Raw genomic sequence first — 24,653 nt, 5'->3', positions numbered from 1 at the left:
GGGTGACCTTCCGTACGGAACTGCTGGGACTGCTGACGGTGAACCGGAGCGTAAGAGGCTCTGAACAGCTACGTCAACAGTTTGTTGAAGTCATGGTCAACAGTTTGTTGAATTGAAAGGCATGGTTCCGGGCCGTGGCGACGCCTGGGCGCGACAGGACAGGTGTCAGCGCCGCCACGGCCCGGAAGTCCGGGGGGTCAGACCTGCTGACCGGAGAGGCGCTCGACGCCGCGCAGCAGCGCGGAGTGGTCGAGGCCGCCGTCGCCCTGGGCGCGCAGGGAGGCGACGAGCTGGGCGACCACACCGCCGACGGGCAGGGCGGCGCCCACGTTGCGGGCGGCGTCGGTGACGATGCCCATGTCCTTGTGGTGCAGGTCGATCCGGAAGCCGGGCTTGAAGTCCCGGTTCAGGAAGTTGTCCTTCTTGCGGGTCAGGACGGTCGAGCCGGCCAGGCCGCCGTTGAGGACGTCGAGCGCGGCCGTCAGGTCCACGCCGGACTTCTCCAGGAAGACCACGGCCTCGGCGCACGCCTGGATGTTCACGGCGACGATCAGCTGGTTGGCGGCCTTCACGGTCTGGCCCGAGCCGTGCGGACCGCACAGCACGATGGTCTTGCCGAGGGCGTCGAGGAGCGGCTTGGCCTCGTCGAAGTCGGCCTGCTCACCGCCGACCATGATCGACAGAACGGCCTCGATCGCGCCGGCCTCGCCACCGGAGACGGGGGCGTCGATGACGCGGATGCCCTTGTCCTTGGCGGCCTTCGCGAGGTCCACGGAGGTCTGCGGGGTGATCGACGACATGTCGACGATCAGGGCGCCGGACTTCGCGTTCTCGAGGATGCCGTTCTCGCCGTAGGCGATGGCCTCGACCTGCGGAGAGGCGGGCACCATCGTGACGATGACGTCGGCGTCCTTGACGGCCTCGGCGATCGAGCCGGCCGCGGTGCCGCCGGCGGCCGCGAGCCGCTCCAGCTTGTCCTGCTCGAGGGTGAAGCCGGTCACCGAGTAACCAGCCTTGATCAGGTTCTCGGACATGGGGGAGCCCATGATGCCGAGTCCGATCCACGCGATCTTGGGGAGGTTGCTCATGAGGGTGCCTCTCTAACTGCGGTCGTACGTAGGTGAGTTGGCGTGCGTCGGGACGCTCAGCGCGTGGCGCGGGCCCCGGCGGGCAGCCAGTCGAAGGCCTCGGCGCTCGGCTTGTCGCCGGGCTTGTACTCCAGGCCGACATAGCCCTCGTAGCCCGTCTTCGCCAGCTGGTCGAGCAGCTCCTCGAGCGGCAGCGAACCGGTGCCGGGGGCGCCGCGGCCCGGGTTGTCGGCGATCTGCACGTGGCCGGTCTTCGCGGCGTACTGCTCGATCACCGCGGGCAGGTCCTCGCCGTTCATGGACAGGTGGTACAGGTCCATCAGGAACTTGGCGTTGCCGAGGCCCGTGGCCGCGTTCACCTTGTCCACGATCTCGATCGCCTTGGGGGCGCTCACGATCGGGCACAGCGGCGACTCGGGCTTGTTCAGCGCCTCGATCAGGAGGATCGCGCCGACGCGGTCGGCGGCGCGGGCCGCGAGCACCAGGTTCTCCAGGGCGAGCTCGTCCTGGACCGCCGGGTCCACGCCGTCGACGCGGTTGCCGTACAGCGCGTTGAGCGCCTTGCAGCCGAGGGAGAGGGCGAAGTCCGCCGCGATGTCGATGTTCGCGCGGAACCTGTCGCTCTCCTCGCCGGGGATGGACAGGGCGCCGCGGTCGGGGCCCGGCAGCTGTCCGGCGTAGAAGTTGAGTCCGGTGAGCTGTACGCCCGCGTCCTCGATCGCCTTCTTGAGGGCGTCGAGCTCGGACTGCTCGGGGGTGGGGGCGTCGACCCAGGGCCACCACAGCTCGACCGCGGTGAAGCCCGCCGCGGCGGCGGCCGCGGGGCGCTCCAGGAGCGGGAGTTCCGTGAAGAGGATCGACAGGTTGACGTTGAAGCGCTGGTCTGCGAATCCCATCGGGGTCGGCGCTCCCTTCCGTATCGAGATCCGTACGGCACTCGGTGTCGAGTTCCGTATAGCGGAAGTTCGTTTCTGCTTGATGGAAGACTGCCGGGGATGCTTCGCTCTTGTCAAGAGGGGCTGCCGGAAAAACCGGTCGCGGCAGTAGGTTGACCCCGTGCGATTGAGAGTGGAGTTCACGACCGAGCCCTTCGACCTGGACGAGGCGCCGCCCCATGCGGTCGTCGCCCGCGACGTCATCCAGAAGGCCGAACTGGACGCGGTGGATGTCGGACCCTTCGGCAACACCGCCGAAGGGGAGGCGGACGCCGTGCTCGGTGCGGTGGACGCGCTGCTGCGCCAGGCCCTGGCGGCCGGCGCCACCCGCGTCTCGCTCCAGGTCAATGTGATGGGGGAGGGCGATAAGTGAGCGCTACAGGAGACGTCCCCTTCGTCAGCGCGGTGAAGCCGCTGGTGGACGCCATGGGGGGCGAGATGCTGCCGCCGCAGGAGGCGGGCAAGGACGATGTCGTCCTGCACTGGGAGGGTCGCGAGGTCATCGCGGTACGGCTGCCCCAGCTGGCCGACTCCCTGGATCACATCCTGGTGGCCATGGAGCGCGGGCGGGGCATGCCCCTGTCGGCCCTCGACCGCAAGGCCAAGCAGGAGGTCGTACGGATACTGGAGGCACGCGGTGCCTTCTCCGTGCGGCACGGAGTGGAGACCGTGGCCGGTGCGCTCGGGGTGAGTCGTTTTACCGTCTACAACTACCTGAACAGGGAAAACGCGGCCAAGGGGGAGTAGCCTCCCCAGTATCACGCCAAGGTGTCGAACCAGCCGCCGTCCGGATACCGGGCGGCGGTTTTTGTAACTCCGAGTTTTCAACAAAGTGTTGACGTGGTGTTTCGGAGGGCGTTAGCTATCCGCAGCCCGTCCAGCTCAAGGCCACGGAGGCTTCCCGTGACTTCACGTCCGATGCCGGGGCTTTCCCGGTTCAACACCCTTCAGGAGAACGCGGCCGGTGCCGCGCTCCACGAGGTGTGTGCAAGCTCGGCGTGGGGGAGCAAGCTCCTCGCCCAGCGCCCCTTCAAAACCGCGGAGGAACTCTTCGCCGCGAGCGACGCCGCCATGGCCGAGCTCAGCGCCGAGGATCTCGCCGAGGCGATGGCGGGGCACCCCCCGATCGGCCGCCCGAAGCCGGGCGACCCGACCTCGTCCCGCGAGCAGCGGGGCATGGCCGGCGCCTCCGAGGAGCTCAAGGCCGAGATGCTCGAACTGAACCTGGCGTACCAGGACCGGTTCGGTCATGTCTTCCTGATCTGCGCCACCGGGGCGACCGGCGAGCAGATGCGCGACGCGATGAAGGCCAGGATCGGTAACGACACCCGCACGGAGCGCGAGATCGTGCGCACCGAACTGGGGAAGATCAACCGTATCCGCCTGACCCGCCTCGCCGAAGAAGACGTAGAAGTGGAAGAGGACAAGGACTGATGAGCACCGCGACCACCGCGTCGGTGTCGACGCACATTCTCGACACCAGCATCGGACGCCCCGCCGAGGGCGTCGCCATCTCGCTCGCCGCCCGTCAGGGCAGCGACGCCGAGTGGGTGGCGCTCGGCGGCTCCGCGACCGACGCGGACGGGCGCTGCAAGGACCTGCCGGCGCTGCCGGAGGGCACCACCCACGTACGGCTCGACTTCGCCGTCGAGACGTACTTCACGCGTTCTATCAAGACAGTGAAGCAAGCCGAGGCGCAGCAGGACGCCCCCCGCGTAAGGGACAGCGGTGCGTTCTTCCCGGAGGTGGCGATCACGTTCGCCGTCAAGCCGGGCGAGCACTATCACGTACCGCTGCTGCTCAACCCGTTCGGCTACTCCGTTTACCGAGGGAGCTAGCAGACATGCCCACGATTCTCGGCCAGAACCAGTACGGCAAAGCAGAGAACCGCGTCGTCAAGATCACGCGGGACGGCGACACCCACCACATCAAGGACCTGAACGTCTCCGTCGCCCTCTCCGGCGACCTCGACGACGTCCACTACAACGGCTCGAACGCCAACTGCCTTCCGACGGACACGACGAAGAACACCTGCTTCGCGTTCGCCAAGGAATACGGCATCGAGTCGGCCGAGCAGTACGGCATCCACCTCGCCCGGCACTTCGTGGACAGCCAGCCGTCCATCCACCGCGCGCGCATCCGCATCGAGGAGTACTCCTGGGAGCGCATCGCCGGCTCCGACGGCAACTCCAAGTTCATCGGCGCCGACGAGGTCAAGCACTCCTTCGTCCGCAAGGGCCAGGAGACCCGCCTCGCGCAGATCACGTACGACGGCGAGAAGTTCGAAGTCCTGTCCGGGCTCAAGGACCTGACCGTGATGAACTCCACGAACTCCGAGTTCTGGGGCTACATCAAGGACAAGTACACGACGCTCCAGGAGGACTACGACCGCATCCTCGCCACGTCCCTGTCGACGTGGTGGCGGCACAACTGGACCTCCGACGACCAGCGCATGCCGCAGTGGGAGAAGTCCTACGAGCAGTCCAAGAAGCACATCCTCCAGGCGTTCGTGGAGACGTACTCGCTCTCGCTCCAGCAGACGCTGTACCAAATGGGTTCGCGGGTCATCAACAACCGCAGCGAGATCGACGAGATCCGCTTCTCCGCGCCCAACAAGCACCACTTCCGGCAGGACCTCTCCGCCTTCGGTCTGGAGAACGAAGCCAAGGACGGCGCCGTGTACTACGCGGCCGACCGCCCCTACGGCCTGATCGAGGCCACCATCCTGCGCGACGGCTGCGAGCCGCACATCCCGGTCGACATGACCAACCTCTGACGCGGGGCGCGCACCCCCCGCCCGCCCGCCCGTAGCCGGGCGGGGGGTGCGCCACACCGGAGGGACAGCAATGGCAACGCCTGCAAAAGGGCCGGCAGAAGGCCCGTGTTCCACCCCATCGGAGAACACCACAAGCCATAACGTGGTGCACCCGGTGGACGAAAAGCTCCACCCCTCGCGGCTCGTCCCCGCGGCACTCCAGCACATCGCCGCGATGTACGCGGGCGTGGTCACGCCCCCGCTCATCATCGGCCAGGCCGTCCGTCTCGACACGGCGGGCCAGACCCGGCTCATCGCCGCCAGCCTGCTCATCGCGGGCGTGGCCACCCTCCTGCAGACCCTCGGCGTCAAGGGACTCGTCGGCAACCGGCTGCCCTTCGTCAACGCCGCCTCCTCGGCCGGCATCGCGCCGATGCTCGCCATCGCCGAGACCAACGCCCGGGGCGACCAACTCCCCGCCATCTACGGTGCGGTGATGGTCGCCGGCGTCTTCTGTCTCGCGATCGGCCCGTTCTTCGGCAGGCTCCTGCGCTTCTTCCCACCGCTCGTCACGGGCGTCGTCATCACCCTCATCGGGGTGACCCTGATGCCCGTCCCGGTCGCCTGGGCGCAGGGCGGTGACAAGACCGCCGCCGACTTCGGCGACATGAAGTACCTGGGACTCGCCGCGTTCACGCTCGTCGTCATCCTGGTGATCCAGCGCTTCGGCCGCGGCTTCGTCAAGCAAGTCGCCCTGCTTCTGGGCCTGTTGATCGGCACGCTGGCCGCGATCCCGTTCGGCATGGCCGACTTCGGCGCCCTCAGGTCGGCCCCGGTCGCCGCGCTGCCCACGCCCTTCGCGTTCGGCACGCCCGAGTTCCAGCCCGCCGCGATCCTCTCGCTCTGCCTGGTGATGCTCGTCCTGATGACGGAGTCCAGCGCCGGAATGCTCGCCATCGGCGAGATCTGCGACCGCGAGACCAGCGGCAGGACCATCACCCGCGGCCTGCGCACCGACGGCCTCGCCACCCTTCTCGGCCCCGTCTTCGGCGGCTTCCCCACCTCGGCCTTCGCCCAGAACGTCGGCGTCGTGTCGCTGACCAAGGTGCGCAGCCGCTACGTCGTCGCCGCCGCGGGAGGCGCGCTCCTGGTCCTCGGCGCCTTCCCGGTGCTCGGCGCGGTGGTCTCCACGGTGCCGATGCCGGTCCTCGGCGGCGCGGGCATCGTCCTCTTCGGTTCCATCGCCGTCAGCGGCATCCGTACGCTGTCGGAGGCCGGCCTCGACGACAGCTCGAACATCATCCTGGTCGCCGTCTCGCTCGGCGCGGGGATCGTCCCGCTCGCCGCGCCCACCTTCTACGCCGAATTCCCGGCCTGGGCGCAGACCGTGCTCGGCTCCGGCATCAGCGCGGGCGCCCTGGTGGCCGTATCGCTGAACCTGTTCTTTCACCATCTCGGCACCCGCGGCCGCGCCACCGCCGCCGCGGCACTCAAATCCTCCTAGGGTCCTGCCGTGCCCACACGCCTCGCCACTCATCATGAAGGAAGCACCATGGCACCTTCGGCAGCCCCTTCCCGCATCGTCATCGAGAACGCGGCCATCGCGACCGTCGACGCCAACGACACCGAGTACGCCTCGGGGTACGTGGTCGTCGCCGACAACAAGATCGAGTCCATCGGCGCAGGCCAGGCCCCCGCGGGCCTGGAGAACGTCGTACGCCGGGTCGACGGCACCGGTCACCTCGTCACGCCCGGCCTGATCAACACCCACCACCACTTCTACCAGTGGATCACCCGGGGCCTCGCCACGGACCACAACCTGTTCAACTGGCTGGTCGCGCTGTACCCGACGTGGGCGCGCATCGACGAGCAGATGGCCCGCGTCGCCGCGCAGGGCTCCCTCGCGATGATGGCCCGCGGCGGTGTCACCACCGCGATGGACCACCACTACGTGTACCCGCAGGGCTCCGGCGACCTGTCCGGCGCCATCATCGGCGCCGCCTCCGACATGGGTGTCCGCTTCACGCTCGCCCGCGGCTCCATGGACCGCAGCGAGAAGGACGGCGGCCTGCCGCCGGACTTCGCGGTCGAGACCCTCGAGGGCGCGCTCGCGGCCACCGAGGAGACCGTCAGGAAGCACCACGACGCCTCCTTCGGCGCCATGACCCAGGTGGCCGTCGCCCCCTGCTCGCCGTTCTCCGTGTCCACCGAACTCATGAAGCAGGGCGCCGAGCTGGCGCGCCGGCTCGGGGTGAGGCTGCACACTCACGGCAGCGAGACGGTCGAGGAGGAGAAGTTCTGCCACGAGCTCTTCGGCATGGGCCCGACCGACTACTTCGAGTCGACGGGCTGGCTCGGTGAGGACGTGTGGATGGCGCACTGCGTCCACATGAACGACTCGGACATCGCCGCCTTCGCCCGTACGGGCACGGGTGTCGCGCACTGCCCGTCGTCCAACGCCCGTCTGGCGGCCGGCATCGCCCGCGTCCCTGACATGCTCAAGGCCGGCGTCCCGGTCGGCCTCGGCGTCGACGGCACGGCGTCCAACGAGTCCGGCGAGCTGCACACCGAGCTGCGCAACGCCCTCCTCATCAACCGTCTCGGCGCCCACCGCGAGGCCGCCCTGAACGCCCGTCAGGCGCTCAGGCTGGGCACCGCCGGCGGTGCCCGGGTCCTGGGCCGCGCCGCCGAGATCGGCTCCCTGGAGGCGGGCAAGCTCGCCGACCTGGTCCTGTGGAAGATCGACGGCATCGGGCACTCCTCGATCGCCGACCCGGTCACCGCCATCGTCTTCGGCGCGGCGGCCCCGGTCACCCTCTCCCTCGTCAACGGAAAGCCGGTCGTCGAGGACGGACGCCTGCTGCACGCCGACGAGGACGCCATCGCCCGCGATGCGCGTCAGGAGGCCCAGCGTCTCGCGCGGATCACCGCCGAGTCCTGACAACCCAAGAACTCCGGTCGGGGGGGACGGCCCCCGACCGGGCTTGAGCTGCCGAGCGGGCTGCTCAAGTGCCGCCCCGGATCGTGGCCCAACACTTCACGATCCCGGGGCGGTCAGCACTACCTGGGCGCAGTACCCACAACCGAATACCGGCAAGTCCTTGCACGACGTACCACCTCCCAGAAGCGAGTGCCGCCCAGGCACTGGAAAACAACCGGAGGAGCCGCTGTGGCCATCAAGCCCAGGTTCACCAAGCAAGGCACCACCCCCGACGAGATATCCGAGGGGCACACCGAACATCCTGCGGGCAAGCACCCGGTGGACGAGAAGCTGCCGCCGCTGAAGATGGCGACGACCGGCCTCCAGCACGTCGCCGCCATGTACGCGGGCGTCGTCGCGCCGCCGCTCATCGTGGGCGCCGCCGTGGGCCTGTCGCCCAAGGAACTCACCTTCCTGACCGGCGCCTGCCTGTTCACCGCGGGACTCGCCACGTTCCTCCAGACCCTCGGCATCTGGAAGATCGGCGCCCGTCTGCCGTTCGTCAACGGCGTCACCTTCGCCGGTGTCGCGCCCATGATCGCCGTCGTCAACTCGACCGACGACAAGAAGGACGCGCTGCCCGTCATCTTCGGCGCGGTCATCGTCGCCGGCGTTCTCGGCTTCATCGCCGCCCCCTTCTTCAGCAAGCTCGTGCGCTTCTTCCCGCCGGTCGTGACCGGTACGGTCATCACCCTCATCGGCGTCTCGCTGATGCCGGTCGCGTTCGGCTGGGCCCAGGGCCCCAACCCCGCGGCCAAGGACTACGGTTCGACGACCTATCTCACGCTGGCGGGCATCACTCTCGTCATCGTGCTGCTGCTGCGCCGGTTCACCACGGGCTTCGTCAAGCAGATCGCCGTACTCCTCGGCCTGATCATCGGCACCCTCGTCGCGATCCCCTTCGGCGTCACGGACTTCAGCCCGATCGGCGACGCGGACGTCATCGGCTTCCCGACGCCGTTCCACTTCGGCGCCCCGCAGTTCGCCGCCGCCGCGATCGTCTCCCTGTGTGTCGTCATGGTCGTCTCGATGACGGAGTCCACGGCCGACATGCTGGCGCTCGGTGAGATCGTGGAGCGTCCCGCCGACGAGAAGACCATCGCGGCCGGCCTGCGGGCCGACACCCTCGGCTCGGCGCTCAGCCCGTTCTTCAACGGCTTCATGTGCAGCGCGTTCGCCCAGAACATCGGCCTCGTCGCGATGACGAAGATCCGCAGTCGGTACGTGGTCGCCACGGGCGGCGGCTTCCTCGTCCTGATGGGCCTGTGCCCGATGGCGGCCTCGCTGATCGCGGTCGTGCCCCGGCCCGTTCTCGGCGGCGCGGGCGTCGTGCTCTTCGGCTCGGTCGCGGCGAGCGGCATCCAGACCCTGGTCAAGGCGAACCTGGAGCGGGACAACAACGTTCTGATCGTGGCCGTCTCGCTGGCCGTCGGGCTCATCCCGATCGCGGCGCCGGAGTTCTACCACGCGTTCCCGGAGACCGCGAAGATCATCCTGGATTCGGGTATTTCCACGGGCTGCGTGGCCGCGGTGATCCTCAACCTGCTCTTCAACCACCTCGGCCGCAGCGGCGACGCGGACGACGTGACGGCCCCCATGGAACCGGGCGGTGAGATCGCGTCGACGCGTACGGTCGCCGGGTCCTCGGCGTCGGCAGGGTCTTCCGCGGCAGGGGTGCACTGACGCACCGAGCGTGACGCCGCCGACCGCATGGCGGAAGGTGCTTTGTAATCAAACCGGATTGCCGGTCCCGCGTGAGCCGCAGCGCGACGGGACCGGCCGTCGTCCTCGGTTCGGGCATCTCGACGGACTGCATCCTGGCAGTCGGCCCGAACCTTCTCTTCAACCACCCGGGCCGGAGGGCCGGTTCGGCCAAGGTGACCGAACCGGCCCTCCCGTACTGCCCGTCACTCCGCCTGTTTCACGGGCCGTCCGCCGGGCTCGCGCAGCGACCGTACGAGCAGCCAGCCGAGCGCCGGCAGGACGGTCAGCGGCGCGAGCGCGGTGCGCAGGGACGTGGCGTCCGCGAGGGCGCCGATCGCCGGGCTCGCGATGCCGCCGACGCTGACCGCAAGCCCCAGCGTGACGCCGCTCGCGGTGCCCACGCGCCGGGGCAGATAGTCCTGGCCGAGCGTGATGTGAAGCGAGAACGGTACGTACAGGCCGGCCGACGTCAGCGCCACGCACAGGTAGAGCGCGGGACCGGGGACGGAGACGACCCCGGCGACGGCGAGGACCGTCAGGGCGTACGACCAGCGCAGCACCGGCACGCGGCCGAAGCGGGTGGCGAGCCTGCCGCCCGCCACGGTGCCCACCGCGCCGCCGATGTAGAGCACGAACAGCGCGGCTGTGCCCGCTACTTCACCGCCGCCCGCCCGCTGGCGCGCGTACAGGGAGATGAACGCGCTCAGGCCGACGAAGACGATCGAGCGGCACACAATGGCGCCGGTCAGCCTGAGGAACGACGGCCAGTCGTCCCTGCCGTCCACTTCGAGCGCGGCTCCGCCCGCCGCCGGGACGGCTCTGCGGCCCGAGCGCAGCGCGGCCACGCACAGGGCCGCTCCGGCCAGGCCCGGGACGACAAGGAGCGGCGACGCGTGCAGCCCGCCGGTGGCGACGACGGCCGAGACCAGCAGGGGCGCGGTCGCGAATCCGAGGTTGCCGCCCAGCGAGAACCAGCCCATCGCCGTATGGCTGCCACGGCTCGCGACGCGGGCCACGCGCGCGGCCTCAGGGTGGTAGGCGGCGACCCCGATCCCGGACACCGCGACCACCACCAGCGTGAGGGCGTACGAGTCCCCGACGCCGGCCAGCGCCACACCGGCCCCGCCCACCACGCAGCTCACCGGCAGCAGCCAGGGCATCGCCCACCGGTCCGTGAGCGCGCCGAACAGCGGCTGCACCACCGACGACAGCAGCGACGCGGCCAGGACGATCCCGGAGGCGGCGGCATACGTGTAGGCCCGCTCGGAGACGAAGAACGGCACCAGGGCGGCCACCGCGCCCTGGTAGACGTCCACGCACGCGTGCCCGAGAGCGAGCAGGGTGATGGGCCCGCGCCGGCGGGCCGGTGGTCCGGGGGCGGCTGTTGGCTCGGTCGTGGGCGCGGGGGAGACGGAGGTCCGGTTGTCTGACACCCGTCCATCGTCCGTACGGGCCGCCGTGGCGCGCTTCCGATAAAGTGCCAACATATGCCGGATATCCGCCACACTCCACAGGCACCCACCCGCACCCAGACGCTGGCGGCGGGCGGGCGGATCGACCCGCACCGGCACGACGAGCACCAGATCGTCTACGCGGGCTCGGGAGTCCTCGCCGTCACCACCGACGCCGGCACCTGGTTCGCGCCCGGCACCCGCGCCATCTGGGTACCTGCCGGCTGCGTCCACGCCCACCGCGCCCACGGGCACCTCGCCCTGCACACGCTCGGCCTGCCCGCCCGGGTCAACCCGCTCGGCCTGGACGCGCCCACCGTCCTGACCGTCAGCCCGCTGCTGCGCGAACTGCTCCTCGCCGCCACCCGCGACCCCGACGACGACAGCCCCGAGAGCAGGCGCCTGCGCGCCGTCCTCCTCGACCAGCTGCGCGCATCCCCGCAGCAGCCCCTCCAACTCCCCACCCCCACCGACCCGCGCCTCAAGGCGGTCTGCGACCTCCTGTCCGACGACCCGGCCGACGCCCGCCCCCTGGCCGCGCTCGGGAGGGCGTCCGGCGCCGGTGAACGCACGCTGAGCCGCCTCTTCCGCCGCGAACTGGGGATGACCTTCCCTCAATGGCGCACCCAGCTCCGCCTCTACCACGCACTGCGGATGCTGGCGGAGGGCGAGCCGGTCACAGCGGTCGCGCACCGCTGCGGCTGGTCGTCCACCAGCGCGTTCATCGACGTGTTCCGCCGCGCGTTCGGCACCACGCCGGGGGAGCACAGCCGGAGGCCCTAGGGCTTCTCCTTACGTGTCCCTTGGCCGTCCGGGCCGCGCACGCGCCCCGCCGTACTCACCGCCGAGTCGAACGGCCCGTCGTCCCCCCGCGTCCGACGCCGAGCTGACGAGCATCCGCCCGTCACCGGTCACCGAGATGTCGGACACGTGCCGGACGTCACCCGTCGGGTACGGGCCTCTCGCTTCGGGGGTGACGCTGGGGGCAACGCATCGGGGTGACGTGCGTAGACGGACGGGGTGCATGGGCTGTTCGGCGTACGCGCAAGCGGCGCGCCCGGCTCACGTGAAAGCCGAACGCGCCGCCTTGGGAAGGGAGTTGTCAGCCGATGTGGTAGCTGTCCCCGTACACCTTCCAGTCGAGCGGCGGGTCCAGGTTGAGATTGCCGTTCTTGAGGAAGACGCGCTGCGCGGTGTCGACGCGGCTCGTGTCGCTGTGGGCCTCCTCCTGCTTCATGGCCCACACCCGAGCGTCGAGGAACGCGTTCAGGTACGCGACCTCGTCGCCGCCCTGCGCCGGCGGCTGGGCCTGGGCGAGGGCGCGCTTGCGGATGTTGCGGAAGCTCGTCGCGTCATCGCCGTCGCCGTGCATCACGATGGCGTCGTAGTACGCGAACTGGCCGAGCGTGCCGATGCCGTCCGCCTTGCCCTGTGAGACCGCCGGGTTGAAGTACACGCGGTCGCGCTCGTCGTTCTGGGCCTGCTGGAACGCGGAGTCCTCGGCCGCCTTCTCCCAGTCGCGCGGGTAGTTCGGGTCGAGGCCGTCGTGCGAGTCGGTGCCGTCCACCTCGCGCAGGGCGGGCAGGTACTTCGCGAGGACGTTGCCGGGCTTGCGCTGCGTGTACAGCTCCACGAGGTCGAGCATGTCGCCGGTGCCGGAACAGAAGCCGATGATCCCGGCGGTGTAGCCGCGGCCGTCACCGATGTCCTCGATGTAGCCGTACTGGGCCTTCCAGTCGAGCGAGGAGTTCTCCGCGCTCGACACCAGCTTCATGGCGATCTCCTTCTTCGCCGGGTCGTCGAGCCCGCTCGCGGAGACGGGTGTGGCCGTCGCGAGCTGGGTCGTGAGGAGCGGGGCCGCGACGACCGAGGCGCCGATCAGGGCGAGCAGGGTGCGACGCGACGTGCGTATGTGGGGGGTGTGCACGGGACCTCCATGGGGGAGCTCGTTCTTCCGCGAACTGTTAGGAAGGTTTCCTACCAGAGATTGCGGGTGACGTATACCCGTCAAGCGGAAGGGAGTTGGGGGTGTGGGGCGGGGGTCGATGTGCTCCCGCAGGCCGTTCCCGCACGTGAACGGCGGTTTTGTATGTGGGGAGGGGGTGGGCGGGGCGCCGGTGGGATCAGTGGCCCGGGCCGCAGGGGCGCGCGGCCGGGAGGCGTCCCGTGACGAACGCCGTCGGCGGTACGCCGAGCAGTGCGCGGAACTCCGCCGTCATGTGCGACTGGTCGTAGTAACCGGTGGCGTGCGCGAGTCCGGCCCACCGCGGGTGCTCCTCGGCGCCCGCGCCGGCGAGCACCTGGCGCACCCGGTCGATCCGCGCGAAGTGCTTGGGGGACAGACCGACGCCGTCCGCGAAGAGATTGCGCAACTGGCGCTCGCTCACGGCGAGTTGCCGGGCCACCTCGGTGACCGTCCCCGGCCGGTCGCGCCCCGGGGCCGTCGACAGCGCCTCCACCGCCGCCCGCACCAGGCCGTCGCGGGCGCGCTCGCCACGGTCGCGCGGCGTGAGACCGTCCGGCAGCAGCTCCGTCATGCGCGCGAGTACGGCGTCCGGGTCCGGGGCGGGCCCGAGGGCCGCGAGCCCGCGCGCGAGCCGTCGGCCCGCCTCGCCCGGCAGCGACTCCAACGGCTCGGCGCGGCCCACGAGTTCGCGTGTGGACACCCCGAGCAGCGGTCGCGCGGCCCCGGGCCGGAACCGCAGCTGCAGACACATCGGGAGCCGCTTCTCCTCGTAGTACGAGGCCTTGGTGCGCGGGCCGATGGCGACCACGTCGGTGCCGCCGTCCGGCAGCACACGGAACACCAGACGCGTCGCCGCGTCCGGGACGTGGGTGATCGGCCTTGTGTCCCCCTGACCGAAGTCCGAAGAGCCGACGGAGTTGATCGAGTCGATCTCGGTGATCCAGGGCCGCAGTGCCTCGGGCGGCGCGAGAGGGGTGCCGTACCGACCGGGGGTGCCGGTGTGGTGCGGCGCCCCCGCCTGTTCCGCCGTCCTGTCCCGCAGCATGGTCACCTCTCCACGTTAACCGGGGGCTGTGCCGTCCGGGCGCCGCCGGCTGTGCCGGAATTTCCTAGCTGCGGGGGCCCGTTGACCGGCAGCGTTGCAGCCATGATCCTCATCACCGGTGCCACCGGCACCATCGGCAGTGAAGTGACCCGCCTCCTGGCCGCGCGTGGCGTCCCGCACCGCGCCCTGACCCGTGATCCGGCCCGCGCCGCGTTCGGCCCCGCCACCGAGGTCGTCCGAGGGGACCTCGACGACCCGGAGACCCTCGGCGCGGCGGTGTCCGGCGCGACGGCCGTCTTCATGGTGACCCTGCCCGGCTCGGGATCCGGGCCCGGCGCGCAGGACAAGGACCTGCTGGACGCGGCGCGGGCGGCCGGCGTGCGCAGGGTCGTGAAGCTCTCGGCGATCGGCACGGGCGAGCCGGGCGCCGGACGTTTCGGCATGTGGCACGTACCGGGCGAAGAGGCGCTCCGGGCGGGCGACTTGGAGTGGACCGTACTGCGCCCCACGACGTTCGCGTCGAACTTCCTGTGGTCGGCACCGGAGATCCGGGCCGGGCGGCCCGTCCCCAACCAGTTCGCGGACGGCGCCCAGGGCGTGATCGACCCGCGCGACATCGCCGAGGCCGCCGTGGAGACCCTCCTCGCCGACGGGCACACCGGCCGCGTCTACACCCTCACCGGACCCGAACTCCTCACCGTGCCCGACCAGGCGGCCGCCATCGCCGCGGCGGTCGGGCGCTCCGTCGAGACCGTCGAGGTGCCCTTGGAGTCCGCCCGCGAGTACGTGCTTGCCGCGGGCATCGCCGAGGAGTCCGTGGCCAGTGTCCTCGAAGGGTTCGCGTACGTCCGCGCCGGCCACAACGCGATCGTCACGGACGACGTCGAACGGATCCTCGGACGCCCGCCCCGTACCTTCGCCATGTGGGCCGAAGAGCACAAGGGGGCGTTCGTCTAGGGCGGCGTTCGTCCAGGGCCGTCGGGAATCAGAGGCCGAAGGCGCGTGGATCCGACGCGAGTGCCCGGAAGTACTCGCGCGGATCCGCCACGAGCTTGCGCTCCTTGAGGTCCATCAGGCCGCCCGCACTCGTCAGTTCAGCCGCGAGCGTGCCGTCGGTCTTGCGTATCGACTGCTCGATCCGGAACGTCTTGCCCTCCGTCCACACGAACGCGCAGCTCACGTCCACCTCGTCGCCCGCGCGCAGCTCTCGGCGGTAGCGGATGGTCGTCTCCAGGGCGACCGGGCCGACCCCCTTCGCCAGCAGGTCGGCCTGCCGGATCCCGCCGTGCTGGAGCAGCACCCATCGCGCGTGCTCCGCGTACTGCAGGTACACGCTCTGATTGAGGTGCCCCTGCGAGTCGGTCTCGTACCCGCGCACTTGAATGCGCACGGTGAACGGCTCGGCCACGATTTCCCCTTCGACGACTACTACGGCTGATCAGGCTGGTACAGCTACTACGGCTTCTGCTTCGGGTGCTACGTCTGCTTCTCGATCGTCATGATCTTCGCGGTGACGCCAGCAAGTACCGTCCCCCGGTGCGGGGTTCCGCGTGCTCGCTGACCTGCCACCCTGCCCGCTCCAACGCGGCGGCGCAGCCCGCGATTCCGTCCGGCCCCCGCCCCCGTACGGCCACCGCCTCCGGCTGTGGTGTGCCGCCGACACGGTAGCCGTCCCCGGTGTCACCCTCCGCCGGACGGCAGCCCGCCGCCTCCAGGGCGAGGGCGGCGGCCTGCACCAGATGCGCGCGCTCCCAGGCGCACGGGCGGTCGGTGACGCCGCCCGGATTGGTCATCCGGCGCATCTCCACGAGCCCCTGCCAGGCACTGCACACCTCGCGCGCCCGCGCCGGACCGCCCGGCACCGGCGCCTCTCCGCCCACCCGCGCCGCGAAGGGGCCGCCGCCCGAAGGCTCCGGCGGCGGGGGCTGCTCGGCGCGCTCCGGTTCGTCCCCCGCCTCCCGTATCCGGTGTCCGGCCGGCGTCAGGAAGTGGTCGTGGGGCGGTCGCGGGTGCCGGAACGCGAGCTTCATCAGGACGAGGCGCGCGAGCTGGGCGTCACCGCCCTTCAGCCGCCCGGTGACCGGGTCGGCCTCGTCGACGATGCGCCGCTGCGCGGCGGACAGCGGCCTGGCCATGGCGCCCCCCTGATTCCGTCCCTCGGCCGGTACGTGCTCCGTACGTTCCGATGGTGCAGCACGGGTCTGACAACGGCCGGGTCCGACGGCGTATCAGGGCCGCAGGTTCCACCCTGCGATGACCGGCCGGCCGTGCTCTGTGCTCAGCCTGCTGACCGTGCCTGTCGCCAGCAGGAAGTGCGCCCCGTCCGCCGGGGGCAGGCCGAGCCTGCGTGCGGTGAGGACCCGCGAAAAGTGGCCGTGGCCGAAGAGGACGACGCTGCCCTCGTTCTCCGCGAGCGCGGCGTCCACCTTCGCGAGCATGCGGTCGGCCCGCGCCCCCACCTCTTCCGGGCTCTCGCCGGGGTGCTCCGGGGGGCCGGGCGCGACCCCGTCCGTGAAGAGGAACCAGTTGGGCCGGGTGCGCTGGATCTCGAGCGTGGTGACGCCCTCGTAGGCGCCGTAGTCCCACTCGCACAGGTCGGCGTCGACCCGCACGTTCCCGAGACCCGCGAGCTTCGCGGTCTCGTGGGCCCGCACCATCGGGCTCGAGAAGACGGCTCCGATGTGATAGCTGCGGACGAGCGGGGCGAGCTTGCGCGCCTGCTCGCGGCCGTTCTCCGTCAGCGGGACGTCGGTCCAGCTCGTGTGTCGCCCGGACAGGGCCCACTCGGTCTCGCCGTGCCGGACCAGCAGCAGGTCACCCATGCGACTGTCCTGTTCTCTCCGAGGCTGCCGTCGGTCGGGCCCGGCGATCTTGCACGGGCCGTCGTTCGAACCGTACACGCGGTGCGGGAGGGACGCCCGGCCTTGATTGTCAGACCCCGCCCGTAAGGTCGTAGACGTCGCCGGTCCCGCCGGACGAGGGCGACGCACGCCGCACCGACCAGGGCGTACCCATGCCGGCCGACCAGGGAAAGGAGCCCGGCCATGACGGAGCAGATCGACCACAGGGGCATCACCGTCGCCGCGGCCGCCGTGTTCCTTCCCGCGCCCCTGCCGCGCGAGAGCAGCGTCGCGTTCTGGCACCCGGACGGCACGGACCTGCCGGGCGCCACTCCGCTCACCGTCGTCCGGCCGCACGGCGCGGGCGCCCGCGCCCGGACCGTGCCCGCAGTCCGGCTGCCCGTCACCGACGCCCTGCCCCTGCTCGTCCGGGCCCGCCACACCCCTGGCGCCCACCCCGCCGCGGCCTGCTGGGGCGCCGCCGCCCTGCACGCCCTGCACCTCGTGGGCCGCGGCCGCCTCCTGCCCGGCCTCACCCCCTCCGACCACGACGCGTGGCGCGCAGGACCCCTCGACGCGGACGACATCGCACAGCTGCGCGCCATCGCCGCAGCCATGCCGTACGAGGCCCATGCCGCGCCCGTCGAGGGCTCCAAGCCGCTGCGGCTGCCCGAGCCCGAGGCCCTTGTGCGCGCGTTCCTCGACGCCGTCGCCGACTCCCTCCCGCGCAGCCCCGCCGCACCCTTCGCGGCCGGGGCACCCTTCGCCTCCTTCGCGCCGCAGCACCTGCCCCGCGCGCGTGCCTGGGCGGTCGAGGCGGCCGCCGGTATGGACGCGGGCGTACGGGTGTCCCTGCGCCTCGACCTCTCGAACTTCACGCTCTTCGACACGGACGACGCTGGCGATGCCACCGACCCCGCCTCCGCCGGTGAGGACTGCCCGGGAGGCCCAGGCGCCGAGGAGCGGCGGCGGGCCGGGGCCGCCCTCGTCCAGGTGCACAGCCTCGCCGACCCCACCCAGGTCGTCGACGCGGCCCGGCTCTGGGCCGGTGACGGCGACGCGCACTTCGGCCCGCGCGCCAGGATCGACGCCGTCCTCGCCCTGCGCCGCGCCGCCCGTGTCTGGCCCCCGCTCGGCCGCGTCCTGGAGCGCGACGTGCCCGACGTCCTCGCACTCTCCGAGGGCGAGCTGCTCGACCTGCTCGGCCCGGCCGCGGCCCGCCTCGCGGACGCGGGCGTCGAGGTCCACTGGCCCAGGGACCTGGCCCGTGCCCTCACCGCCACCGCCGTGGTGCGCGCCGCCGCGCCCGGCTCCGCCACCGACGGCACCCCGTTCTTCGACGGCGAGGAACTCCTCAAGTTCAACTGGCAGTTGGCGCTCGACGGCGACCCCCTCTCCGAGCGCGAGATGGACGAACTCGCCGAGTCCCACCGGCCCGTCGTCCGGCTGCGCGACCAGTGGGTCGTCGTCGACCCCGACCTCGTACGCAAGGCCCGCAAACGCGAGCTGGGACTGCTCCAACCCGTCGACGCCCTCGCCGTGGCCCTCACCGGCGAGGCCGACATCGACGGCGAGCGCGTCGAGGCCGTCCCCACCGGCGTCCTCGCCCACCTCCGCGACCGCCTCGTCGAAGGCCCCGCCGCCGTCACCCAGCCCGCGGGCCTGCACGCCACGCTCCGCGACTACCAGCTGCGGGGCCTGGCCTGGCTCGACCTCATGACCTCGCTCGGCCTCGGCGGCTGCCTCGCCGACGACATGGGCCTCGGCAAGACGGTCACCCTCATCGCGCTCCACCTGCGCAGGAACAAGGCGGCGCCCACCCTCGTCGTCTGCCCGGCGTCCCTCCTCGGGAACTGGCAGCGGGAGATCACCCGCTTCGCCCCCGGCGTCCCCGTCCGCCGCTTCCACGGCACGGACCGCACCCTCGACGGCCTCGCAGGCGGCTTCGTCCTCACCACGTACGGCACCCTGCGCACCCGCGCCGCCGAACTGGCCGGGCACACCTGGGGCATGGTCGTCGCCGACGAGGCGCAGCACATCAAGAACCCCTTCTCCGCCACCGCCAAGGCGCTGCGCACGATCCCGTCGCCCGCCCGCATCGCGCTCACCGGCACCCCCGTGGAGAACAACCTCTCCGAGCTGTGGGCCCTGCTCGACTGGACGACCCCTGGACTGCTCGGCCCGCTCAAGTCCTTCCGCGCACGGCACGCGCGCGCCGTCGAGACCGGTGAGGACGCCGAGGCCGTCGAGCGACTGGCCCGCCTCGTGCGGCCGTTCCTGCTCCGCCGCAAGAAGTCCGACCCCGGGATCGTCCCCGAGCTGCCGCCGAAGACCGAGTCGGACCACCCGGCACCCCTCACCCGCGAACAGGCCTCGCTCTACGAGGCGGTCGTCCGCGAGACGATGGCGGAGATCGAGGCCGCCGAAGGCATCGCACGCCGCGGCCTGATCATGAAGCTCCTGACGTCGCTCAAGCAGATCTGCAACCACCCGGCGCAGTTCCTCAAGGAGGCGGAAGGCCCGCGGGCCCGCCTCACCGGCCGCTCCGGCAAGCTCGCCCTGCTCGACGAACTCCTCGACACGATCCTCGCGGAGGACGGCTCCGTCCTCGTCTTCACGCAGTACGTGTCCATGGCCCGCCTCCTCGCGACCCACCTCGCCGCCCGCGCGATCCCGTCCCAACTCCTGCACGGCGGTACCCCCGTGGCCGAACGCGAGCGCATGGTCGACCGCTTCCAGTCCGGCGAGGTCCCCGTCTTCCTGCTCTCACTGAAGGCCGCCGGCACCGGCCTGAACCTCACCCGCGCGGGCCACGTCGTCCACTTCGACCGCTGGTGGAACCCGGCCGTCGAGGAGCAGGCCACCGACCGCGCCTACCGCATCGGCCAGACCCAGCCGGTCCAGGTCCACCGCCTCATCACCGAGGGCACCGTCGAGGACCGCATCGCCGAGATGCTCGCCGCCAAGAAGGCCCTCGCGGACGCCGTGCTCGGCTCCGGCGAAGCCGCCCTGACCGAGCTGACCGACCGGGAGCTCGCCGACCTCGTCTCCCTCAGGAGGACGGCATGACACGGAGGACGGCATGACACCCCACACGCCGGGCCGCGCCGGCGCGCACGCCCAGGCCCGCGCCCGCGTCGACGACCGCCGCCGCACCTTCCCGCCCCTGCCGCCCCGCACCCGCACGGCCGACGACTTCGCCCTGACCTGGTGGGGGAACGCGTGGGTGGACGCCCTCGTGGACACGGCGCTCGACACGGCCCGCCTCACCCGTGGCCGCTCCTACGCCGACCGGGGACACGTCGACGCCATCACCGTGACCCCCGGCCGCGTCATGGCCTACGTCCACGGCTCACGCCCCCGCCCGTACCGCACGGAGATCCGCCTGCGCACCCTCCACGACGAGGACTGGGAACGCATCCTGGACACGGCGGCAGCCCGCCCCGACCACATGGCCGCCCTCCTCGACAAGGACGTGCCGCACGCGCTGGCCGCTGTCGCCGACCTCCTGCCCGCCGTCGGCGACCTGATCCCCGACTGCTCCTGCCCGGACGACGGTTACCCCTGCAAGCACGCGGCCGCGCTCTGCTATCAGACGGCACGACTGCTCGACGAGGACCCGTTCGTCCTCTTCCTGCTGCGCGGCCGTGGCGAACAGGAGCTCCTCGCCGACCTCACCCGGCGCAACGCGGCGCGGGCCGCCGGCGAGCGCTCCGCCACGGCCCCCGCGCTGCCCTCGGTCGAGGCCCGCGAAGCCTTCGCGCCCCGCACCCTGCCGCTCCTGCCCCCGCCCTTCCCGGCCCCCGCGCACCCGGGCCGCCCGCCCGTCTACCCGCACGCGTCCGGCGCCCCCGACCCGCTCGCCCTCGACCTCCTCGCCACGGAGGCCGCGGCCCGCGCCCACACCTTCCTCACCCGGGGCATCGACCCGATCGCCGGTCTCACCCCCTGGCAGGACGCGGTCCGGCTCGCCGCCGCCCACCCCGGCTCCGGCCTTGCGGCGTCCACGCGCGCGCTCTACAAGTCCCTCGCCCAGGGCACCGGACGCACGGCCACCGACCTGGCCCGCGCCGTCGCCGCCTGGCGCCAGGGCGGACTCGCGGGCCTGGGCGTCCTCGAAGAGGAGTGGGACCCGCCGGCCGGCCCCTTCGACCGTGCCCGCCCGGCCCTCATCGCCGCGGACTTCCCCCACTTCCGTCCCCACCGCAACAGGCTGTCCACGGACAACCTCCAGCTCCGCCTCGGCCGCGAAGGGCTCTGGTACGGCTACGAGTCGGACCCGGGCCGCGAGGACTGGTGGCCGAGAGGCACCCCCGACACGGACCCCGTCGGAGCCCTCACGGCACTGCTCGGCCGGTGACGCGTCGCGTCACAACGCCTCCGCCCACCGGGACAGCGTCGTGAAGTCCGTCTCGCGCAGCCCGTGGCGCGGATGGATGCGCAGGAGCAGGGCCGGAGCGTCGTGGTGCGCGGTCACATGGCGGGAGTCCAGATCCGTGATCATGTCGTCGACCCACGCGAAGGGCCGGCCGGCCGCCCAGTCGAGCAGCGGGCGCGTCTTCCAGTAGAGGCCGTCGGGATCCCTGGCGAACAGCTCGGGCCACTCGATCACCGGGAGCGCGGCGGGCAGTCCGATCGCCGGGCCGATCATCTCGTTCGCCTCGTGCATCCACGTGGTCGCCCAGGCCAGTTCGAAGGGCAGGCCGGCCAGGCGCCGGCCGTGGGACGGGTTGAGCACGACCCGTAACCCGCGGCGGTGACGGCGCGAGCCGGGGACCTGGCGCGAGAGCCAGTTCGCCGGGTGGACGCGGTGAGCGGCGTAACCGCGCAGACGGGGGAGGCGGGCGGCGTACGGGTTGAGGGGCCCGTCGACGTCCAGGAGGAGCAGCGGCCTGTGTGTCATGCAGAGGTACTGCCCACCGAGGCCGGTGATCGCTCATGGCGACGTCGGACACACGGTCAGCGCACGCTCGGGGCCGCCGAGTCGATGAACCTCGTCAGGGCTTCCTTGCACCGCTGTGACCGCCGGTCCCGGTCCTCCTCGTCCACCGCCTCGTGCAGACAGTTCGCCAACTCGAAGGAACTCTCCGCCAGTTGGCGCGTGTCCGCGCGGTCGCACACCAACTGGAGCCGCGCCAGCGCCTGCCGCGCGCTGATCCGCGCCTCGTACGAGGCGAAGCGGGCCTCCTCCGCCTGCGTGGAACCCGGCACCTCATGGGCCCGGAACCAGCGGTCGTTCTGACTGCGCCGGTAGTCGAACAGGGCCCCGGCGAACGCGCTGTAGCTGGAGATCCGTTCCTGACGCAGCTGCTCGGCGCGGGCGAGTCCGGCGACCCGTTCAGTGGACCGCGCCTGGAAGAAGTGGGTGACGACGGAACCGAGCAGGGTGCCGAGCACGGCTATCAGCGCCGCATCCATGGTGAGTTGCTCCTCGTGGGCCGGGGAAAAACCATTCGATTCGGAGTGCGGTGCCTGACTACCGTTCTCGCGTGGCAACGAAACTCAATCAGATCATCGCAGTCGAGAAAGGCGTCAAGTCCAAGGCACACCAGGACCTGACGGCGGCCCATCACGGGCTTCAGAAGCCGGCGCTCCTGGCCGGGATCTCGCGTACCTACCAGCCCAAGGACGAGGAGGGCGAGCAGCTGCCGCCCGAGTCGACGCGGGTCCAGGTGAAGGCCGAGCACGTGCTGCGGGACACCGCGAAGACGCTGACCCGGCTGTTCGATGTGACCGCCACCAAGGACTGGGCGAACTGCGAGGCGCGCGCCGATGTCACCGTCGACGGACGGGCCGTCCTGAGCCAGGTGCCGGTCGCCTACCTGCTCTTCCTGGAGAAGCAGCTCGTCGACCTCAACACCTTCGTGCGCAAGCTGCCCCTGCTCGACGCCTCCGAGTCGTGGACGCAGGACCCGTCGACCGACGACTGGAAGACGGAGCCGGTGCGGACGCTGCGCACCAAGAAGGTGCCGCGCAACCACGTGAAGGCCGAGGCGACCGAGAAGCACCCGGCGCAGGTCGAGGTGTACTACGAGGACGTGCCCGTCGGGTACTGGACGACGGTGAAGTTCTCCGGCGCGCTGCCCGCGCGCAGGGTGAACGAGCTGCTGGAGCGGATCGAGAGGCTCCAGCAGGCCGTCAAGTTCGCCCGCGAGGAGGCGAACGCGGCGGAGGTGACCGACCAGCGGGCGGGTGACCCCGTGTTCAGCTATCTGTTCGGCTGATCCAGGGCCCCGCACAAGACTCCCCGGGCGCCGCTCAGCCGGCGGCCGGGGTGCGCGAGGAGCGCAAAGCTGAAGCTGAAGCTTGTCGTGACGGTGCGGTCCGCACAGCACACGCGGACCGCCATCAATCTCAGACTCTTGCTCCAGACTCAGTATTCGCCGCTCATCGCCGAATCGATCGGACCCGGGCCCCAGGCCCCGAATTGCCGGTTCGAATCCGGCCCGCCCAGCTCGATGGGCGGTAGTCCAAAGGCAGGACGCAGGGCATTGACACTGACCCGGGTCCTCAAGCGTGTCGGCGTGTGATGTGAGTGGCATTCATGGGGTCCGGGGGCCGGCTACGCCCTCGGACCCGCTCCATGTCGTCGGACGATCTGCTCGTCACTGGCGGTACCCACTCAGGAAGCGGCCGATCCGGCTGATCGCGGCGTCGAGATCGTCGGCGTAGGGGAGGGTGAGGATGCGGAAGTGGTCCGGGCGCGGCCAGTTGAAGCCGGTGCCCTGGACGACCTGGATCTTCTCGCGCAGCAGCAGGTCTAGGACGAACTTCTCGTCGTCGACGATGGGGTGGACCTTGGGGTCGATGCGCGGGAACGCGTACAGGGCGCCCTTCGGTTTCACGCAGGAGACGCCCGGGATCTCGTTGAGCTTCTCCCAGGCCTTGTCGCGCTGTTCGAGGAGGCGTCCGCCCGGCGCGGTCAGTTCGCGGATCGACTGGCGGCCGCCGAGCGCGGCCTGGATGGCGTACTGGGCGGGGGCGTTGGCGCACAGCCGCATGGAGGCGAGCATCGTCAGGCCCTCCAGATAGTTGCGGGCGTGCTGCTGCGGTCCCGTGACGACCAGCCAGCCGGAGCGGAAGCCCGCGACGCGGTAGGTCTTGGAGAGGCCGCAGAACGTGAGGACGACCAGGTCGGGGGCGAGGGCGGCGGCGCTGTGGTGTACCGCGTCGTCGTACAGGATCTGGTCGTAGATCTCGTCCGCGAGCACCATCAGGCCGTGCCGGCGGGCGAGGTCGAGGATGCCCTCGATGATCTCCTTGGGGTAGACGGCGCCCGTGGGGTTGTTGGGGTTGATGATGACGACCGCCTTGGTGCGGTCGGTGATCTTCGCGGCCATGTCGTCGAGGTCGGGGTACCAGTCGGCCGACTCGTCGCAGATGTAGTGCACGGCCTTGCCGCCGGAGAGCGTCGTGACGGCCGTCCACAGCGGGAAGTCCGGGGCAGGGATGAGGACTTCGTCGCCGTCCTCCAGGAGTGCCTGTACGGCCATGGAAACCAGCTCGGACACACCGTTGCCGAGGAACACGTCGTCGACGCCGACCTCGAGGCCGAGCGCCTGGTAGCGCTGGGCGACGGCGCGGCGGGCGGACAGGACGCCCCGCGAGTCGGTGTAGCCATGGGCCTGGGGGAGCATCCGGATCATGTCCTGGACGATCTCCTCGGGTGCCTCGAAGCCGAAGAGCGCGGGGTTGCCGGTGTTGAGGCGCAGGACGCTGTGGCCCGCCTCCTCAAGGGCGTTGGCGTGCTCGATCACCGGGCCGCGGATCTCGTAGCAGACCTCGCTGAGCTTGCTCGACTGCCGGAACTCCATGTGGTGCCCTCCCGGACTGCCCGTGACGTGTGTGACTTGGTTTTACCAAGTGACCGCTTGGAAAGTCCAACAAGT

Annotated in this window: 24 protein-coding genes; 13 read left to right on the top strand and 11 right to left on the bottom strand. The window is 71.1% G+C overall.

What is annotated here, in order from left to right; translation table 11 throughout:
- Window positions 1–197 precede the first annotated feature (197 nt).
- The gene (locus OG574_RS13950) at window positions 198–1,088 is read right to left on the bottom strand and encodes a 2-hydroxy-3-oxopropionate reductase (RefSeq protein ID WP_100591420.1); all 891 of its coding nucleotides are present in this window, start codon (window positions 1,086–1,088) and stop codon (window positions 198–200) included.
- Window positions 1,089–1,144: 56 nt separating this feature from the next.
- Window positions 1,145–1,984 (bottom strand): TIM barrel protein, encoded by an 840-nt coding sequence (locus tag OG574_RS13945; protein WP_326773489.1) that lies wholly within the window; start codon window positions 1,982–1,984, stop codon window positions 1,145–1,147.
- 160 nt (window positions 1,985–2,144) lie between these two features.
- Between OG574_RS13945 and OG574_RS13940 the strand changes: the two genes are divergently transcribed.
- The 8 genes from OG574_RS13940 to OG574_RS13905 all read left to right on the top strand — a co-directional run bounded on the left by OG574_RS13940 (window position 2,145) and on the right by OG574_RS13905 (window position 9,441).
- Window positions 2,145–2,396, top strand: coding sequence for a hypothetical protein (locus OG574_RS13940; RefSeq protein ID WP_100591422.1), 252 nt, complete (start codon window positions 2,145–2,147; stop codon window positions 2,394–2,396).
- Entirely contained in the window at window positions 2,393–2,770 is a 378-nt protein-coding gene (locus tag OG574_RS13935; RefSeq protein WP_326773488.1) for a helix-turn-helix domain-containing protein, read from the top strand. Before OG574_RS13940 ends, OG574_RS13935 begins: the two co-directional genes overlap by 4 nt.
- A gap of 171 nt (window positions 2,771–2,941) precedes the next feature.
- Window positions 2,942–3,457: a 2-oxo-4-hydroxy-4-carboxy-5-ureidoimidazoline decarboxylase gene (gene uraD / locus OG574_RS13930; protein ID WP_326778474.1), complete on the top strand. Its 516-nt coding sequence runs from the start codon at window positions 2,942–2,944 to the stop codon at window positions 3,455–3,457.
- Complete coding sequence (gene uraH, locus OG574_RS13925) at window positions 3,457–3,861, top strand: hydroxyisourate hydrolase (RefSeq protein ID WP_326773487.1); 405 nt, start codon at window positions 3,457–3,459, stop codon at window positions 3,859–3,861. The genes uraD and uraH overlap by 1 nt, the downstream gene beginning before the upstream one ends.
- Window positions 3,862–3,866: 5 nt before the next feature.
- Window positions 3,867–4,799 (top strand): factor-independent urate hydroxylase, encoded by a 933-nt coding sequence (pucL, locus tag OG574_RS13920; protein WP_326773486.1) that lies wholly within the window; start codon window positions 3,867–3,869, stop codon window positions 4,797–4,799.
- A gap of 70 nt (window positions 4,800–4,869) precedes the next feature.
- Window positions 4,870–6,282 carry a nucleobase:cation symporter-2 family protein gene (locus OG574_RS13915; protein WP_326773485.1) on the top strand — a complete coding sequence of 471 codons (1,413 nt, stop codon included), beginning with the start codon at window positions 4,870–4,872 and terminating at the stop codon, window positions 6,280–6,282.
- A gap of 48 nt (window positions 6,283–6,330) precedes the next feature.
- A complete protein-coding gene (locus tag OG574_RS13910; protein WP_100591427.1) occupies window positions 6,331–7,719 on the top strand; it encodes an 8-oxoguanine deaminase in 1,389 nt (462 codons plus the stop codon).
- A 345-nt stretch (window positions 7,720–8,064) separates the two neighbouring features.
- A complete protein-coding gene (locus OG574_RS13905; protein ID WP_100591789.1) occupies window positions 8,065–9,441 on the top strand; it encodes a nucleobase:cation symporter-2 family protein in 1,377 nt (458 codons plus the stop codon).
- A 224-nt stretch (window positions 9,442–9,665) separates the two neighbouring features.
- Here the strand turns inward: OG574_RS13905 and OG574_RS13900 are convergent, their stop codons facing one another.
- Window positions 9,666–10,808 (bottom strand): MFS transporter, encoded by a 1,143-nt coding sequence (locus tag OG574_RS13900; RefSeq protein ID WP_326778473.1) that lies wholly within the window; start codon window positions 10,806–10,808, stop codon window positions 9,666–9,668.
- A 141-nt stretch (window positions 10,809–10,949) separates the two neighbouring features.
- On the opposite strand from OG574_RS13900, the gene OG574_RS13895 reads away from it, so the two are divergent.
- Window positions 10,950–11,696 carry an AraC family transcriptional regulator gene (locus tag OG574_RS13895; protein ID WP_326773484.1) on the top strand — a complete coding sequence of 249 codons (747 nt, stop codon included), beginning with the start codon at window positions 10,950–10,952 and terminating at the stop codon, window positions 11,694–11,696.
- 319 nt (window positions 11,697–12,015) lie between these two features.
- On the opposite strand, the gene OG574_RS13890 is transcribed toward OG574_RS13895, so the two are convergent.
- The gene (locus OG574_RS13890; RefSeq protein ID WP_326773483.1) at window positions 12,016–12,840 is read right to left on the bottom strand and encodes a chitosanase; all 825 of its coding nucleotides are present in this window, start codon (window positions 12,838–12,840) and stop codon (window positions 12,016–12,018) included.
- A gap of 196 nt (window positions 12,841–13,036) precedes the next feature.
- Window positions 13,037–13,924, bottom strand: coding sequence for a helix-turn-helix domain-containing protein (locus OG574_RS13885; RefSeq protein WP_326778472.1), 888 nt, complete (start codon window positions 13,922–13,924; stop codon window positions 13,037–13,039).
- Between the two features lie 102 nt (window positions 13,925–14,026).
- Between OG574_RS13885 and OG574_RS13880 the strand changes: the two genes are divergently transcribed.
- Window positions 14,027–14,881, top strand: coding sequence for an NAD(P)H-binding protein (locus OG574_RS13880; protein ID WP_326773482.1), 855 nt, complete (start codon window positions 14,027–14,029; stop codon window positions 14,879–14,881).
- Between the two features lie 28 nt (window positions 14,882–14,909).
- Here OG574_RS13880 and OG574_RS13875 read toward each other — a convergent pair whose 3' ends face one another.
- The 3 genes from OG574_RS13875 to OG574_RS13865 form a co-directional block, all read right to left on the bottom strand.
- Window positions 14,910–15,332, bottom strand: a complete 423-nt coding sequence (locus tag OG574_RS13875; RefSeq protein WP_326773481.1) for an acyl-CoA thioesterase — start codon at window positions 15,330–15,332, stop codon at window positions 14,910–14,912.
- 88 nt (window positions 15,333–15,420) lie between these two features.
- Window positions 15,421–16,059: a hypothetical protein gene (locus tag OG574_RS13870; protein WP_326773480.1), complete on the bottom strand. Its 639-nt coding sequence runs from the start codon at window positions 16,057–16,059 to the stop codon at window positions 15,421–15,423.
- Window positions 16,060–16,152: 93 nt separating this feature from the next.
- A complete protein-coding gene (locus tag OG574_RS13865; RefSeq protein ID WP_100591435.1) occupies window positions 16,153–16,746 on the bottom strand; it encodes a histidine phosphatase family protein in 594 nt (197 codons plus the stop codon).
- A gap of 222 nt (window positions 16,747–16,968) precedes the next feature.
- On the opposite strand from OG574_RS13865, the gene OG574_RS13860 reads away from it, so the two are divergent.
- Both OG574_RS13860 and OG574_RS13855 read left to right on the top strand, forming a co-directional pair.
- A complete protein-coding gene (locus tag OG574_RS13860) occupies window positions 16,969–19,833 on the top strand; it encodes a DEAD/DEAH box helicase (protein ID WP_326773479.1) in 2,865 nt (954 codons plus the stop codon).
- Window positions 19,834–19,846: 13 nt separating this feature from the next.
- Entirely contained in the window at window positions 19,847–21,124 is a 1,278-nt protein-coding gene (locus tag OG574_RS13855; RefSeq protein ID WP_326773478.1) for an SWIM zinc finger family protein, read from the top strand.
- A 9-nt stretch (window positions 21,125–21,133) separates the two neighbouring features.
- Here OG574_RS13855 and OG574_RS13850 read toward each other — a convergent pair whose 3' ends face one another.
- Both OG574_RS13850 and OG574_RS13845 read right to left on the bottom strand, forming a co-directional pair.
- Window positions 21,134–21,667 carry a hypothetical protein gene (locus OG574_RS13850; RefSeq protein WP_326773477.1) on the bottom strand — a complete coding sequence of 178 codons (534 nt, stop codon included), beginning with the start codon at window positions 21,665–21,667 and terminating at the stop codon, window positions 21,134–21,136.
- Between the two features lie 56 nt (window positions 21,668–21,723).
- Window positions 21,724–22,182, bottom strand: coding sequence for a hypothetical protein (locus OG574_RS13845; protein ID WP_326773476.1), 459 nt, complete (start codon window positions 22,180–22,182; stop codon window positions 21,724–21,726).
- Window positions 22,183–22,253: 71 nt separating this feature from the next.
- Here OG574_RS13845 and OG574_RS13840 point away from each other — a divergent pair, with 71 nt between their 5' ends.
- The gene (locus OG574_RS13840; protein WP_326773475.1) at window positions 22,254–22,988 is read left to right on the top strand and encodes a DUF7873 family protein; all 735 of its coding nucleotides are present in this window, start codon (window positions 22,254–22,256) and stop codon (window positions 22,986–22,988) included.
- A 381-nt stretch (window positions 22,989–23,369) separates the two neighbouring features.
- Here the strand turns inward: OG574_RS13840 and OG574_RS13835 are convergent, their stop codons facing one another.
- Window positions 23,370–24,578: a pyridoxal phosphate-dependent aminotransferase gene (locus tag OG574_RS13835; RefSeq protein ID WP_326773474.1), complete on the bottom strand. Its 1,209-nt coding sequence runs from the start codon at window positions 24,576–24,578 to the stop codon at window positions 23,370–23,372.
- Window positions 24,579–24,653 lie beyond the last annotated feature (75 nt).

The organism is Streptomyces sp. NBC_01445, assembly GCF_035918235.1.
Lineage (GTDB): Bacteria > Actinomycetota > Actinomycetes > Streptomycetales > Streptomycetaceae > Streptomyces.
Note: the sequence above shows the minus strand (reverse complement) of the source record. Positions and strands in the feature narration are given on the sequence as shown.

Bases quoted from the DNA above. Each gene is read 5' to 3' on its own strand.
- OG574_RS13950 (WP_100591420.1), bottom strand. From the start codon at position 1,088: ATGAGCAACCTCCCCAAGATCGCGTGGATCGGACTCGGCATCATGGGC.
- OG574_RS13945 (WP_326773489.1), bottom strand. From the start codon at position 1,984: ATGGGATTCGCAGACCAGCGCTTCAACGTCAACCTGTCGATCCTCTTC.
- uraD (WP_326778474.1), top strand. From the start codon at position 2,942: ATGCCGGGGCTTTCCCGGTTCAACACCCTTCAGGAGAACGCGGCCGGT.
- uraH (WP_326773487.1), top strand. From the start codon at position 3,457: ATGAGCACCGCGACCACCGCGTCGGTGTCGACGCACATTCTCGACACC.
- pucL (WP_326773486.1), top strand. From the start codon at position 3,867: ATGCCCACGATTCTCGGCCAGAACCAGTACGGCAAAGCAGAGAACCGC.
- OG574_RS13915 (WP_326773485.1), top strand. From the start codon at position 4,870: ATGGCAACGCCTGCAAAAGGGCCGGCAGAAGGCCCGTGTTCCACCCCA.
- OG574_RS13910 (WP_100591427.1), top strand. From the start codon at position 6,331: ATGGCACCTTCGGCAGCCCCTTCCCGCATCGTCATCGAGAACGCGGCC.
- OG574_RS13905 (WP_100591789.1), top strand. From the start codon at position 8,065: ATGGCGACGACCGGCCTCCAGCACGTCGCCGCCATGTACGCGGGCGTC.
- OG574_RS13895 (WP_326773484.1), top strand. From the start codon at position 10,950: ATGCCGGATATCCGCCACACTCCACAGGCACCCACCCGCACCCAGACG.
- OG574_RS13885 (WP_326778472.1), bottom strand. From the start codon at position 13,924: ATGCTGCGGGACAGGACGGCGGAACAGGCGGGGGCGCCGCACCACACC.
- OG574_RS13880 (WP_326773482.1), top strand. From the start codon at position 14,027: ATGATCCTCATCACCGGTGCCACCGGCACCATCGGCAGTGAAGTGACC.
- OG574_RS13870 (WP_326773480.1), bottom strand. From the start codon at position 16,059: ATGGCCAGGCCGCTGTCCGCCGCGCAGCGGCGCATCGTCGACGAGGCC.
- OG574_RS13865 (WP_100591435.1), bottom strand. From the start codon at position 16,746: ATGGGTGACCTGCTGCTGGTCCGGCACGGCGAGACCGAGTGGGCCCTG.
- OG574_RS13860 (WP_326773479.1), top strand. From the start codon at position 16,969: ATGACGGAGCAGATCGACCACAGGGGCATCACCGTCGCCGCGGCCGCC.
- OG574_RS13855 (WP_326773478.1), top strand. From the start codon at position 19,847: ATGACACCCCACACGCCGGGCCGCGCCGGCGCGCACGCCCAGGCCCGC.
- OG574_RS13850 (WP_326773477.1), bottom strand. From the start codon at position 21,667: ATGACACACAGGCCGCTGCTCCTCCTGGACGTCGACGGGCCCCTCAAC.
- OG574_RS13845 (WP_326773476.1), bottom strand. From the start codon at position 22,182: ATGGATGCGGCGCTGATAGCCGTGCTCGGCACCCTGCTCGGTTCCGTC.
- OG574_RS13835 (WP_326773474.1), bottom strand. From the start codon at position 24,578: ATGGAGTTCCGGCAGTCGAGCAAGCTCAGCGAGGTCTGCTACGAGATC.